This is a genomic window from Marinobacterium sp. xm-m-383 (assembly GCF_013283255.1).
Classification (GTDB): domain Bacteria; phylum Pseudomonadota; class Gammaproteobacteria; order Pseudomonadales; family Balneatricaceae; genus Marinobacterium_E.
Window position 1 is genome coordinate 604,127 of sequence record NZ_WBYT01000001.1, and the last position, 13,634, is coordinate 617,760.

Consider the following 13,634-nt stretch of genomic DNA (forward strand, 5'->3'; position numbering starts at 1 on the left):
ATTAACCCTCCGCTGCTCGACCGCGTTGTGGGAACAAGCCACGTGGACGTTTTTGGATAAAGAGGATGATGAACACAAGCACTAGAATTTTCGCTAACACTGCACCCGCCCAAGGCTCCATGACCTTGTTTGCCAGTCCTAAGCTCAAGCCTGCAACCAGGGTTCCCCAGAGGTTTCCGACACCACCAAAGACCACCACCATAAAGGAGTCGATGATGTAGGCCTGGCCTAAATTGGGCCCCACATTGGTCAGCTGTGAAAGCGCTACACCGGCCACACCGGCAACGCCCGACCCCAAACCAAAGGTCATCGCATCAACCCACTCAGAGCGAACGCCCATAGCACGAGCCATCGCACGGTTCTGTGATACCGCTCGTACCTGAAGACCCAAGCGGGTTCGCTTCATGACTAGCGACAGAGCAACAAAGACAAACAGACAGAAGAAGATGATGTAAAGACGACTCTCTGTTAGCGAGAGAAGTGGATTGATCTCTATAGAACCGGCCATCCATGAGGGTGTTTCAACACTTCGGTTCAGTGGTGAGAAGATCGAGCGCACGGCTTGTTGTAATACCAGTGAGATACCGAAGGTCGCCAACAGCGTTTCCAGCGGTCGACCGTATAAGAAGCGAATCACACCTCGTTCAATCGCAATACCTACCAGACCAGAGACAACAAACGCTGCTGGAATGGCGACAAATAGGGAGTACTCAATCGAGTTAGGCATCAATAGTTGCACGACATAGGTCGTGTAGGCGCCGATCATGATCAGCTCACCATGGGCCATATTAATAACCCCCATCACACCAAAGGTGATGGCCAAGCCAATTCCAGCAAGTACCAATACCGACCCCAAACTGAGTCCAAAGTAGACAGTCTCAACACCCGAGTAGAAAGAGGCCTGATCTTGGTGAGTCTGTATAGCCTTATTAGCAGCCGCAACAAGCACCTCATCACTGGAGCGCTCAACAAACTGTGTCAGTGCCGCCAGAGCCGCGGGCTCAAGGGTATCCGCAAGTGTTGTAATGGCTTTCGCTGCTCGTGTTGTGTTATCACCGTTTAGGTCCGCCACAGCTAGCACGATATTAAAGGCCTCTAGAACAGAGGAATCGGATTCAGACTTGATGAGCTCACGCAATTGACCCACCACCTCTGGAGTTGCGGTTCCAATCAAATCCAGGGCAGCACTGCGTCGATCCGCTGGACTCTCTGCAAGCAGAGCCGCGGTTGAAAGCAGCGCACCAAATTCAGAACGCAAAGTGTTATTGATACTGACACGTTTAAAGTGGCGCTTATTGTCGATCACAACCAAACTGCCATCACGCAGCCTGATTGCCTCAGCCCCCTTTTCAGCCTTCTCAACTCGATAGAGCTGCTTCTCTTTTTTGTGGTAGTAGAGTTGGCTGTCGAGCATCAGTTGAACTAAGGATAGGGCCTCGCCTGAATCGGTAGCCATCCAGTCGCTAATAATGCGTGATTTTTCAGTAAACTTTGCTTTTGTCAGCTTCTCTTCGTACTGATTAAACTCAGCCTCGCCTGCTAGAACTGGCAGAGCAAGCAGCGAGATGATCAGCATCAGAGAGCTTAGAAGCGATTTTCTAACAGATCGCATCATAATGAGATTCCTTACAGGTGGAAAAAAGGCGGCAGTATCTGCCGCCTGGTCTTTTCTTGTTAAGAAAGATTAGAAGTTCTGACCAGAACAGGTTGCGGTTTTCACGTTGTAGTTCCCGCAAGAGAGTGGCTGGCGCCAGTCTGAGATAAGGTCTTTAGAACCCTCTAGGAAATCAGACCATGCATCACCAACCACCAAACCTGAAGTTGAAGAGACCACTTCAAATTGACCATCATCTTGGATCTCACCGATCAGAACCGGTTTAGAGATGTGGTGGTTTGGCATCATAGTGGATAGGCCACCTGTAAGGTTTGGTACAGAGACACCGATGAGAGCATCTTGGACAGCCGATGGATCCGTTGTACCAGCTTTTTCAACCGCTTTAGCCCACATGTTGAAGCCGATGTAGTGCGCTTCCATTGGGTCATTGGTTACACGATCTTCGTTACCAATGAATGAGTGCCAGTTCTCGATAAACTCATCGTTCACTTCACTATCAACGCTCATGAAGTAGTTCCAAGCAGCTAGGTGACCTACAAGCGGTCCAGTATCCATACCAGATAGCTCCTCTTCACCGACAGAGAAAGCAACCACTGGAATATCTTCAGAGCTGATGCCCTGTGAACCTAGCTCTTTGTAGAAAGGTACGTTGGCATCGCCGTTAATGGTAGAGACAACCGCAGTCTTCTTACCCGCTGAACCGAACTTTTTAATGTCCGATACAATCGACTGCCAATCAGAGTGACCGAATGGCGTGTAGTTCACCATGATGTCCTCTTCAGCAACACCCGCCGCTTTTAGGTAAGCATCCAAGATTTTGTTAGTTGTACGTGGGTAGACATAGTCAGTACCGGCTAGCACCCAACGCTCAACACCCAACTCGTTCATTAGGTAATCAACCGCTGGAATCGCCTGCTGGTTTGGCGCAGCACCTGTGTAGAAGACGTTTTTAGACGACTCTTCACCTTCGTACTGAACTGGGTAGAACATGAGGCTGTCTAGCTCTTCAATAACCGGAAGAACCGATTTACGTGACACCGATGTCCAACAACCGAAGATCGCGTCCACCTTCTCTTTCTCAACTAGCTCACGTGCTTTCTCAGCAAACAGTGGCCAGTTAGACGCTGGGTCGACAACCACAGGCTCAAGTTGTTTACCTAGCAAACCGCCCTTCTTGTTCTGCTCTTCGATCAGCATCAGCATGGTGTCTTTCAGTGTTGTCTCACTGATCGCCATTGTGCCCGACAGTGAGTGAAGCACGCCCACTTTGATCGTATCAGCCGCCATTGCAAGATTCGTTGCAGAAACAGCTAAGGCTAGCGCAGCAGATTTAAACATAGTTGATTTAGACATCAGGGTCTTCTCCTTTGATTAGTAACCTAGATGTTTTTCTTATTGCAGAGTGCGTGCCAGTTTTTGAAATAGTCCGTAAATTAATTTTATTTATGTTTAAAAACAATAAGATAAACAATTAATATTATTCTATTTGACGCATATGAAGAGATTTTGCAGTGCACCATTAAGTGACATTTGCGACAGGAATGCGCACCAAAAGATCGCAAAAGTAAATTTTTAAGGGTATTTTGGTGCACTTGTTTGGGGTTGTGGGATTAGCCATATAGCGGCTGACAGGCGAGAACTCAACTACGGAGCTGCCGTGACTGGCTTCAGCCTGTCATCCGCAGTCAGAAACGATCGCCTCATCTACGATAAGGCTCCAACATCAACTCGGCACGCGAACCGTTGGAGCGGTCTTAAAAAGGCCGCGATTTTTACCGATATAAATCGCCTCATCTTCGATGAGGCTCCAACATCAATTCAGCGTGCGAACCGTTGGAGCGGTCTTGAAAAGGCCGCGATTTTTACCGATATAAATCGCCTCATCTTCGATGAGGCTCCAACATCAATTCAGCGTGCGAACCGTTGGAGCGGTCTTGAAAAGGCCGCGATGCGTGCTGATAAAAATCGCCTCATCTGTGATAAGGCTCCAACTGAAAAGGCCCCATAAGGGGCCTTTGATCGATTAGAAAGGTAAGTTAAAAACTTACTCCTCTTCCTTCTTAGGATGAGGCATAAACAGGTTGAGTACGATGGCGCAGACTGCTGCTGGTAGTAGACCTGTTGTTAAAAGCGCCTTAACTGTACCGTCTAGGTGCTGAAGCGCTTCTGGAACCTGCATTAGACCCAGGCCAAGTGATAGTAATACTGCAAAGATCACCATGTTACGGCTGTTCCAATCCACATCAGCCAGCATCTTCATACCTGAAGAGGCAACCATGCCGAACATCACGATAACACCACCACCCAATACTTCGATTGGCACAGTAGAGATGAGAGCACCCACTTTAGGGATCAGACCACAAACGATCAGGAAGATCGCACCAATGGTTGCCACGTGACGACTCATCATACGCGTCATTGCGATCAGACCAACGTTTTGCGAGAAAGATGTATTTGGCAGTGCACCAGCTAGAGCAGATAGCGCTGTACCTAGACCGTCTGCATAAGTTGCGCCTTTGATCTCAGTATCAGTTGCTTCACGATCCGCACCACCTTTGGTGATACCCGATACGTCACCCACTGTCTCAATCGCAGAGATGAATGACATAAGTGCGATACCGATGATGGCACCTGCGCCGAACTCGATTCCGAATGGGAAGAGCTGTGGCAGCGCAAAGCTTGCAGCACGGCCGACGTTACCGAAGTTAACCATACCCATAAAGTAGGCCAGAACGTAACCTGCAATCAGACCGATCAATATAGCCGCTGAGCTGATCATGCCTTTACCGTAGAATTTCAGACCTAGGGTCACCACAATAACGGTACCAGCAACAGTCCAGTTCTCTAACGAACCAAACTCAGGCTTACCAATCGCCGGAACGCCACCTGCCGCGTACTGAATACCCACTTTAAGAAGTGACAAACCGATCATCAGCACGATCAGACCAGTTACCAATGGAGGCAAAGCAAAACGAAGGCGACCAATAAATGGCGCTAGCGCTGCTTGGAATAGACCACCGACTAGGACACCACCGGTCACCATAGCCATCGCTTCTACACCCTTACCCGCTACCAATGGGATAAGAATAGGAATGAATGCGAAACTGGTACCTTGCACAATCGGAAGACGTGCACCCACAGGGCCTGCACCAATTGTCTGAAGCAGTGTTGTAACACCCGCAAGGAGCATACACATCTGCATCATGTAGATCATGTTAGGGAAGTCAGGTGAATTTGAACCAAAGCCAAATCCCGCTGCACCCGCAACGATGATCGCTGGGGTTACGTTTGCGATAAACATCGCCAGTACGTGTTGAATGCCTAGCGGAATTGCTAGATGCATCGGTGGGGTGTAATTCGGGTCGCGCATCTGCGCTGCCGAAATCTTTTCATTGCTCATTATTGCCTACAAACAACTGCTCAATGCAGCTTTCTTATTTTTTGTTAGCACATAAAATGCCAACATCACTAACCCATTGATATAAATGGATAAATCATTAACCAATAGGTCAGAAACTTAAGCTGTTGCACCTTTTATGTGCATCCAATTTAACTTGACGCACCGTTATGCGCCAGCTTTTTCAGCTCGGCGCCCAAACACCTTAGCCAAATTGCGATTACCCGGTGACTCATCCAGAGCCAAACGCTCTTCAATATGATCTAGGTGCTCACCCATTAAACGTTTCGCCTCCTCGGCATCACCGAGCTTCAGCGCATCCAGCAGACGACTGTGCTCATCAATGGCACAACGACTCCCCTCTTTGGCCTGATAGAGGGCGATAATTAACGAGGTTTGCGGTACCAGGGAGTGAAGAAACCCCTCCAGGGGTTTATTGCCCGAGAGTCTTGCTAACTCTAGGTGGAATTCACCCGACAAACGAATGGCCGTCCCTTTGTCGGCAGCCGCACTGCTTTTATGCTCCTGCTCGATCAGATCATAGAGTTTCTTAAATTCACCTTTGATCGACGAGGCACGCTCTGCCACCCTCTCAACAATGGCTAACTCCATAAGACGACGAGCATCTAGAATCTGACGAGCATCCAAGACATCGGGTTCAGCAACAAAGGCACCACGGTTGGGTTCAAAAACTGCTACACGCTCGTGGGCTAAACGACTGAGCGTGCGTCGTATAATGGTTCTAGATACACCAAAGATTTCACCCAAGGACTCCTCTTTCAGGCGAGTACCGGGCCAGAGCCGTTGCTCTAAAATAGCGTCAAAAATCTCCTCGTAGATATGCTGATCTTGAGTCTTAGATTTTTGACGTGTGGATTTAGGCTCAACCACTGTGAAAACTCTTACTTAGCTACCGCGGTAAGTTGAGTAACTGTAGGGCGAGATCAGAAGCGGTACATGGTAGTGCGCTTCTTCGTCAGCAATACCGAAACGGATAACAACCTGATCCAAAAAAGCAGGCTCAGCGAGCTCAGTGCCGCGACGTCTAAAGTAATCACCCGCCATGAAGTGCAACTCATAGACCCCTTTGACACACTCCCCCTTAGGAAGAATTGGAGAATCAACACGACCGTCGTCATTCGTCACTGCAGAAACCACTTCGATTAATTGCCCCTCTTCAACCTTAAAAAGGGTTAGCTCAATCCCTTCACCAGGACAACCGTTGGCAGTGTCTAAAACATGAGTTGTTAGATAACCGTTCATATGAAATCCTCAATATTGATTAATTATGTATACCGATTTGTATACATAAAATCTAACAAATAGAGCAATAGTCGACTAAAGTCTATCGGATAATTGGCATTATCTGCATGATTAGAGCCTGTTTAATGCTTTTACGCTATTTACCTGACTGACAAATTGTATACAATCTGCTCATCAATATTGGAGTTTTAGGTATGAACAACTACCCTCGCGATCTGGTCGGTTACGGAAAGAATCCACCGCACGCAGCTTGGCCGAATGAATCGCGCATTGCTCTCTCATTTGTACTCAACTACGAAGAGGGAGGCGAGCGCTGCATTCTTCATGGCGACTCAGAGTCTGAAGCCTTTCTTTCGGAAATGCCTTCCGCTGTCCCCTTCCCAGGTCAACGCCATATGAGTATGGAGTCGATCTATGAGTACGGAAGTCGCGCCGGTGTATGGCGCTTATTAGATACCTTCCAAAAACGGGATATCCCTCTGACCATTTTTGGTGTTGCGACTGCATTGGAACGCCACCCTGATGTCACCCAAGCGTTCGTTGATGCTGGATATGAGATCTGTTCACACGCTCTAAAATGGATTACCTACCAAGAGATGCCGATGGAGCAAGAGCGTCAAGAGATGCAGGAAGCCATTGAGATCATCGAGCGAGTAACCGGACAACGCCCACTGGGTTGGTACACCGGTCGAGATAGCCCCAACACTCGTCAGTTAGTTATGGAAGAAGGTGGATTTCTTTACGACTCCGACTCCTACGCTGATGACCTGCCCTACTGGGTCGATGGACCGAAAGGCAAACATCTCGTTGTCCCCTACACACTGGATACCAACGATATGCGTTTTGCGCAGGTGCAAGGCTTCAATACCGGAGAACACTTTTTCCAATACTTAAAAGATGCCTTTGATGTCCTCTACGCAGAGGGTGAGACATCCCCTAAAATGCTATCGATCGGCATGCACTGTCGTCTGCTGGGTCGCCCTGGACGTATTGCCGCGCTGCAACGTTTCTTAGATTACGTTCAAAGTCATGACAAGGTCTGGTACGCACGTCGCATCGATATTGCCCGTCACTGGCATCAATACCACAAACCTGAGGCTTAATGATGAGTGTCACCTTTGCATTTGGATCGCCTAGCGAGCTAACAAAACAGGAATTCGTCACCAAATTTGGTGGCATCTATGAGCACTCCGCTTGGATTGCTGAACAAGCATTTGATCAAGGGATCACAGCAGAGCACGATCTCATTGATGCGCTTCACCACTTAATGGCCGACTGTTTCTTGAGTGCTAGCCATGAGGAGCAGCTCGGTGTCATTGTTGCCCACCCTGACTTAGCCGGCAAAGCGGCACGAGCAGGCAAACTAACGGCTGAATCGACGTCAGAACAGGCCAGCGCGGGTATCGATACACTAACCGACGAGGAGTTTGCTCGCTTTACCGAGCTCAATGATGCCTACAAAGCCAAATTCCAATTTCCATTTATCATGGCCGTTAAAGGGAGCAACAAACATGCAATCCTCTCTGGCTTTGAGGAGCGTATCAATAACTCGCCAGAGCAAGAGTTTGCTCAAGCGTTAGCCGAAATAAATAAAATTGCCGCATTCCGTCTGGCCGATTTGTGAGGTTGTATAGATGAACGAACAGAAACTGAAACGCTTAGTTAACCTTGCAGATGCTCGCCTAGGAGCCAAAGCGACCTTTGTTACCGATGACTGGTTCGCCGAAGTGAACCGCATGCTAAATCCTGAACCCCCTGTCTGGAAAGAGGGTGTTTACGATGATGCTGGTAAGTGGATGGATGGCTGGGAATCACGCCGCAAGCGTTTTGAAGGTTATGACTATGCAATCATTCGTCTTGGCGCACCGGGCATGATTCAAGCCATAGAGATCAACACAAACTTCTTTACCGGAAACTTTCCTCCGTCAGCTTCTGTCGATGTCTGTTACTCGCCAGATCAGGATCCAGATGATAAAACTAAGTGGTACACACTGCTTCCATCGGTCGATCTTCAGGGCGATAGCGAACACCTATTTGAAGTGAACAACGATCAGCCTTGGTCTCACGTTCGCCTAAACATCTACCCAGACGGTGGCATTGCGCGTTTCCGAGTCTATGGACGTCCGTTTATCGACTGGGATTCGGTCGACAACTCACAAAGCATCGATCTAGTCTCGGCACTGAATGGCGGTTGTGCCCTATCCTGTAGTGATGAGCATTTCGGGAAAATGGGCAACCTAACCAATCCTGGCCGTGGCGTTAATATGGGTGATGGCTGGGAGACAGCACGCCGCCGCTCACCAGGCTATGACTGGGTCATTCTGGCATTAGGTAGTCCAGGGGTTGCAGAGGAGATCGAGATCGATACTGCTCACTTTAAAGGCAACTTCCCTGACAGCTGTGACATTCAAGCGGCCTATGTTCGTGGCGGTTCACCTGAACAGATCGCCACTCAGAGCCTGTTTTGGAAAACACTCTTACCTAACCAGAAGCTAAGCGCCGACTCGATTCACAAATTTTCTGTAGATCCTGAGTTTGGACCGATTACTCACGTTAAGCTCAACATCCACCCAGATGGTGGTGTGTCGCGCTTAAGAGTCTTTGGTAAACCAACCCTTTAATAGGAGTGAATGATGAGATCTCTGACCATTGAACCGTTAACAAAAGAGGCTTTTGAACCTTTTGGCCAAGTAATCGAGACGGAAGGCTCTGATCACTTTCCTATTAACAATGGCTCAACTCAGCGGTTTCATCAATTGGCAACGGTTGAACTGAATCGCCAAGAGGACCAAGCCATTATCAGTATCTTCAAGGCAGATACCTTAAGTTACCCGCTCGAAATCAAGATGCTTGAGCGCCACCCTCAGGGGAGTCAAGCCTTCATCCCGATGGAGCGCCAACGCTTTCTGATCGTCGTCGCGCCACCTGCAGATCAGCCTAACCCAAACGATATTCGCGCTTTTATTAGCAACGGGCGTCAGGGTCTGAACTACGGTAAAGGGGTGTGGCATCACCCTATCCTAGCGCTAGAGAACGGCAGTGATTTTCTGATCGTTGACCGCAAAGGCGAAGGTAATAACTGCGACGAACACTTTTTTGCTGACGGAGAGATCACTCTTCTCGATGCAGATATTAATCATTTAAACGCTTAGAGGTCGATATGGATCCGCACTACACAGAATGGCTCAACCTACTGGTCCGCTGGATACACATGATCGTTGGTATCGCGTGGATTGGTGCCTCTTTCTACTTTGTCTGGTTGGAGAACAACCTAAACCGTAAGAGTCCTAGAGAGGGTCTATCGGGCGATCTATGGGCCATCCACGGTGGTGGTATCTACCATCTAGAGAAGTACAAACTTGCCCCGCCACAGATGCCGGAAAACCTACACTGGTTTAAATGGGAAGCGTACACCACCTTCCTCTCTGGTTTTACCTTGTTGGCAGTTGTCTACTACCTAAATGGCGAACTCTACCTACTCGCCCCTGGCTCAGGCCTAACTGCATGGGAAGGCATTGCGATCAGTATCGCGTCACTGATCGCAGGTTGGTTTATTTATGATTTCTTGTGTGAATCACCCTTAGGTAAACAACCGGCACTGCTTGGATTGGTTCTACTGATGCTGCTGATTATTGCGGCCTGGGCCTTTACTCAGGTGTTCAGTGGTCGTGCTGCCTACATTCACATCGGCGCCATTACCGGCACCATGATGGTGGGTAACGTATTCCGCGTCATCATGCCGGGACAGCGTGATCTGGTTGCAGCAATTAAAGAGGGTCGCGAACCTGATCCAAAACAGCCCGCTCGTGCCCTGCTTCGCTCTCGCCACAACAACTACCTGACGCTGCCAGTGCTGTTCATTATGATCAGCAACCACTACCCAAGCACCTATGGCCATGAGTGGAACTGGGCCATTCTATTTGCGATTGCGTTGTTGAGTGTCGGTGTTCGCCACTACTTCAATACCCGCCACGAGAGTCAAAAATTTGCATGGACACTCCCCTTCGCGGCTCTGGGTATGATCTGCCTTGCTTATGTGACGCACCCTAATCGAGGTATGGAAGCTACCCTAAGCAGTAACAACGTCACCCTGGCGCAAGCGACTCAGATCGTCTATGAGCGCTGCACTAGCTGTCACGCTAAGAACCCAACCAGTGAGATGTTCACTGCTCCCCCTGCCGGTGTCATTCTGGAGACAGAAGAGGATGTTCTAATGAGCGCTGCACGCATTCATGCACAGTCTGTCGCGACTCAGGCGATGCCTTTAGGCAACCTAACGGGCATGCTACCGGAAGAGCGCGTCATGCTCGGGCAGTGGTTTAACGCTTTAGATAAATAGTCGAACAATGGGGTCAGACCGAAGGTCAGACCCCAATCGCCTCATCTTGGATAAGGCTCCAACAAAAGCATCCAGTTGGAGCGGTCTTGCAAAGGCCGCGATTCTCTAAAAAAAATCGCCTCATCTTCGATAAGGCTCCAACAAAAGCATCCTGTTGGAGCGGTCTTGCAAAGGCCGCGATACTCATCCATCCAATCACATTCGCTTCGGCTTCGCCTAGATTCTACAATAGGGACACCAACCTTATAGAGGCTCCCAGCTGTGAACCGTCGAATTGCCACTCTGATTGCGACTGCACGACCCAACTTCTTAATCCTTACCTTCGTCTGTGTCTTGTTAGGCATCGCAACGGCGAGCCAGGTCACATCCATAAATCTTGGATTAGCTGCACTAGTTCTTATCACTGCGCTATTGGCTCACATAAGCGTCAACATGCTCAATGAGTACCATGACTACTGCTCAGGCTTAGACTTAACCACTGATCGAACCCCCTTCAGTGGCGGCAGTGGTGCGCTTCCCAGCCATCCTGAGTCTGCTAAAGAGGTTAAAAGTGTCGCATTAACACTGCTTTCACTGTGCACGCTGTCTGGGCTCTATTTAATGCAACAGAACCTTGCTCTGTTAATGCCTTTGGGGATTTTGGGTCTCTTTATTGTTTTAACCTACACCCCGGTACTGAACAGACACCCAATCGCTTGCCTAATCTCTGCGGGAATTGGCTTTGGGCCGATCATGGTTTTGGGTACCCACATTAGCCTGACCGGCGGTCTGGCAGAGCAGGCTGTGCTGGCGTCCATCATTCCATTCTGTCTAGTGAACAATTTACTGCTATTGAATCAATACCCGGATATCGATGCAGACAGTGCCTCAGGCCGATACCACCTGCTCATCGCTTATGGACGCCATACCGGCGCCAAGGTATACACCCTATTTAACTCGGTTATGATCGCTGGGATGGTACTGCTTATTCAGACAATGGGAACAGATCTATTTGGGCTACTAGTTGGTGTGGTTGTTTCAACCGCCGCGATCAGGCTCTCTATTTTGGTTTTAAACAATGCCGCTAATCAGACGAAACTCAATCAATTGATGGGCCCCAATGTTGCGCTCACACTGGCTACACCTACGATGTTATCGATCTTAATGATGTGGAGTTAAGGCAAAAAAATGGGGCCAAAGGCCCCAAAGATCACTGCGAAAACGGTTAAATCATTCACAAGAAGAGAGTGATAAATCACGCTCTGGAAAGATGTAAGTATCATAGCACCATTATTACCAAAAACAATAACCTAATCACAAAATGTCATATAAAATTTTGGCACAAAAAAACCCGGCACAATAACCGGGTTTTTGTAAGGAATATGATTAGTTCAACGGAGGAACTGCATCAATCCAATGTTTTTCAGCGTAGTCACGCTGCTCTACACCCTTACGTGCTTGGTAGTGAGCACGAGCAGCAAGATCCATTGCTTTCTGGAATTCACCAGCAGCAATCGCCTCTTTAGACTCTTTCAAGTACTTTTTAGTATCACGCCAAGCAAAGCCTGCTTCTTGTGACTCTTTGTACTTAGCCTTAGCAGCATCGAATAGTGCTTGAGCATTTTCAGCGTTAGCTGGTTTCGATGCCAAAGCTTCTTCGATTGTCTGTGTGCTGTACTTCTTGCCGTTCCATTCAAACGTGCCGTTAGCACCTTGAAGGGCACGAGCTGCATCAAATGCTTCACTGAAGCTTTGAGCAGAAGCCATAGAGCTCAGTGTAAGTGCAGCAACAGCTGCGATCGAAATGATCTTTTTCATCTGTTTGCCCCTTACTTACGTGCGCCAGGACCGTTAACGATGAGACCGTTAGACATGTAAGTCTGGAAGTACTCAAGGTTACGGAAAGTTTCGCTTTGTGGCTTCAAGTACTCTGAACGAGAGTCACGGTGACAGCCTTCGTAACGACGGTGTAGTGTACCGATGTTACCCCATTTAGAACGTACTACAGGGAAGTGTGTAGTGTGTCCTAGCGCTGGGCTTGGAAGGTCGGCACGGACCAAACGGTTAGTACCAGTCAAGTGACAGTCAGCACATGATAGGTTCAACTGACCACGCTTAGAGTAGAAGAACTTCTTACCATCAAGGTAAGCTGCTTTCGCCTCATCATTTGGAATCTCAATTGCAAACTCGTTGCCGCGTGAAGTGTAGGCCATGTATGCAGAGATCTCTGCAATAGCACCCTTCTTCCAGCCTAGTGGCTTCTCACCGTTTGTCATACGACACTCGTTGATAGCCATCTCTAGAGTTACAACTGTTTTACGCTCGTCGTTCCAGTAAGGGAAGTTTTGACGAATGCCAATACCACCGTTTTCGAAACAGTCAGCGTAACCTTTGCCGTTTGCGAAAGGCGTATTGAATAGCTCTTCACCCTTTTCGAGGTCTAGCTCGTAAGGAGGGAACTCTTCAATCTCTTCCCACTGCGCACGAGACGCAGCGTCAACAGCATAGATACCGTTTACGTACTCACTCATTGGAGTGTCTGGGAAACGGTTTTTCATATATTCTTGCAGTGCAATGCGGTCAGCTTCTGGATCGACAGTTGCGACAGTAGCTCCCGTAGTTGCTGCCATTGCCATTTGGCTAGCAGCTGCAACACTCAAACCAAGTAGTGTGCTTTTTATTATATTCATGCGTCCTCCGTAAGCAGAGATCAATTACTTGATCTTTGCAGATTCGGTGCCAGTTGCGCCTGTGTTTTCAGACCAAGCAACAGATAGTTCTTCACCCTTAGCGCCACCTTCGAAAGTGAATGCTAGGTATGGGTTTTTAGAGATAGCTGTGTTTAGGTTCGCTTCAAACACGACTTTGCCGCCGTGAGAAACAGACACAGTATCCAGGAACTTAGCTGGGATAAGATTACCATCTTTACCCTTTTGAAGACCTGTATCCATGTTGTGTTTAGCCATCATTTTAACGGTAGTTTTACCGCCACGTGCGCTAGCTTTAACTCGAAAAATCTTAGCCATTATACTTCTCCTAAT

General features: G+C 48.5%; 15 protein-coding genes. 7 read left to right on the forward strand and 8 right to left on the reverse strand.

All coding sequences use genetic code 11. The features are described from left to right. Position 1 precedes the first annotated feature (1 nt). Both urtB and urtA read right to left on the reverse strand, forming a co-directional pair. Positions 2-1,615, reverse strand: a complete 1,614-nt coding sequence (urtB, locus tag XMM383_RS02850) for an urea ABC transporter permease subunit UrtB (protein ID WP_254443043.1) — start codon at positions 1,613-1,615, stop codon at positions 2-4. Positions 1,616-1,684: 69 nt separating this feature from the next. Next, a complete protein-coding gene (gene urtA / locus XMM383_RS02855) occupies positions 1,685-2,968 on the reverse strand; it encodes an urea ABC transporter substrate-binding protein (protein ID WP_173483644.1) in 1,284 nt (427 codons plus the stop codon). Between the two features lie 304 nt (positions 2,969-3,272). Here urtA and XMM383_RS02860 point away from each other — a divergent pair, with 304 nt between their 5' ends. Further along, positions 3,273-3,623, forward strand: coding sequence for a hypothetical protein (locus XMM383_RS02860; protein WP_173494491.1), 351 nt, complete (start codon positions 3,273-3,275; stop codon positions 3,621-3,623). Between the two features lie 36 nt (positions 3,624-3,659). On the opposite strand, the gene XMM383_RS02865 is transcribed toward XMM383_RS02860, so the two are convergent. From XMM383_RS02865 to uraH, 3 genes are all read right to left on the reverse strand, one after another. Beyond that, entirely contained in the window at positions 3,660-5,015 is a 1,356-nt protein-coding gene (locus tag XMM383_RS02865) for a uracil-xanthine permease family protein (protein WP_173494492.1), read from the reverse strand. Positions 5,016-5,180: 165 nt separating this feature from the next. Next, positions 5,181-5,903: a GntR family transcriptional regulator gene (locus XMM383_RS11665; RefSeq protein ID WP_173489181.1), complete on the reverse strand. Its 723-nt coding sequence runs from the start codon at positions 5,901-5,903 to the stop codon at positions 5,181-5,183. Positions 5,904-5,918: 15 nt separating this feature from the next. Continuing rightward, positions 5,919-6,275: a hydroxyisourate hydrolase gene (gene uraH, locus XMM383_RS02875; RefSeq protein WP_173481079.1), complete on the reverse strand. Its 357-nt coding sequence runs from the start codon at positions 6,273-6,275 to the stop codon at positions 5,919-5,921. Positions 6,276-6,469: 194 nt separating this feature from the next. Between uraH and puuE the strand changes: the two genes are divergently transcribed. From puuE to XMM383_RS02905, 6 genes are all read left to right on the forward strand, one after another. Continuing rightward, positions 6,470-7,378 (forward strand): allantoinase PuuE, encoded by a 909-nt coding sequence (puuE, locus tag XMM383_RS02880; RefSeq protein WP_173494493.1) that lies wholly within the window; start codon positions 6,470-6,472, stop codon positions 7,376-7,378. Further along, positions 7,378-7,899 carry a 2-oxo-4-hydroxy-4-carboxy-5-ureidoimidazoline decarboxylase gene (gene uraD, locus XMM383_RS02885; RefSeq protein ID WP_217363565.1) on the forward strand — a complete coding sequence of 174 codons (522 nt, stop codon included), beginning with the start codon at positions 7,378-7,380 and terminating at the stop codon, positions 7,897-7,899. The genes puuE and uraD overlap by 1 nt, the downstream gene beginning before the upstream one ends. 10 nt (positions 7,900-7,909) lie before the next feature. After that, positions 7,910-8,896 (forward strand): allantoicase, encoded by a 987-nt coding sequence (alc, locus tag XMM383_RS02890; protein WP_173481081.1) that lies wholly within the window; start codon positions 7,910-7,912, stop codon positions 8,894-8,896. A 12-nt stretch (positions 8,897-8,908) separates the two neighbouring features. Further along, positions 8,909-9,427, forward strand: coding sequence for an ureidoglycolate lyase (locus XMM383_RS02895; RefSeq protein ID WP_173483639.1), 519 nt, complete (start codon positions 8,909-8,911; stop codon positions 9,425-9,427). An 8-nt stretch (positions 9,428-9,435) separates the two neighbouring features. Then, positions 9,436-10,614, forward strand: a complete 1,179-nt coding sequence (locus XMM383_RS02900) for a urate hydroxylase PuuD (RefSeq protein ID WP_173494494.1) — start codon at positions 9,436-9,438, stop codon at positions 10,612-10,614. Positions 10,615-10,875: 261 nt separating this feature from the next. Next, positions 10,876-11,772, forward strand: coding sequence for a prenyltransferase (locus XMM383_RS02905; RefSeq protein WP_173484050.1), 897 nt, complete (start codon positions 10,876-10,878; stop codon positions 11,770-11,772). 207 nt (positions 11,773-11,979) lie between these two features. On the opposite strand, the gene XMM383_RS02910 is transcribed toward XMM383_RS02905, so the two are convergent. The 3 genes from XMM383_RS02910 to soxZ are packed head-to-tail and all read right to left on the reverse strand — an operon-like array spanning position 11,980 to position 13,619. Further along, on the reverse strand, positions 11,980-12,411 hold the full coding sequence (locus tag XMM383_RS02910) for a hypothetical protein (RefSeq protein ID WP_173481085.1): 432 nt from the start codon (positions 12,409-12,411) through the stop codon (positions 11,980-11,982). 11 nt (positions 12,412-12,422) lie between these two features. Continuing rightward, the gene (soxA, locus tag XMM383_RS02915; RefSeq protein ID WP_173481086.1) at positions 12,423-13,283 is read right to left on the reverse strand and encodes a sulfur oxidation c-type cytochrome SoxA; all 861 of its coding nucleotides are present in this window, start codon (positions 13,281-13,283) and stop codon (positions 12,423-12,425) included. Between the two features lie 24 nt (positions 13,284-13,307). Further along, the gene (gene soxZ / locus XMM383_RS02920) at positions 13,308-13,619 is read right to left on the reverse strand and encodes a thiosulfate oxidation carrier complex protein SoxZ (RefSeq protein ID WP_173481087.1); all 312 of its coding nucleotides are present in this window, start codon (positions 13,617-13,619) and stop codon (positions 13,308-13,310) included. Positions 13,620-13,634 lie beyond the last annotated feature (15 nt).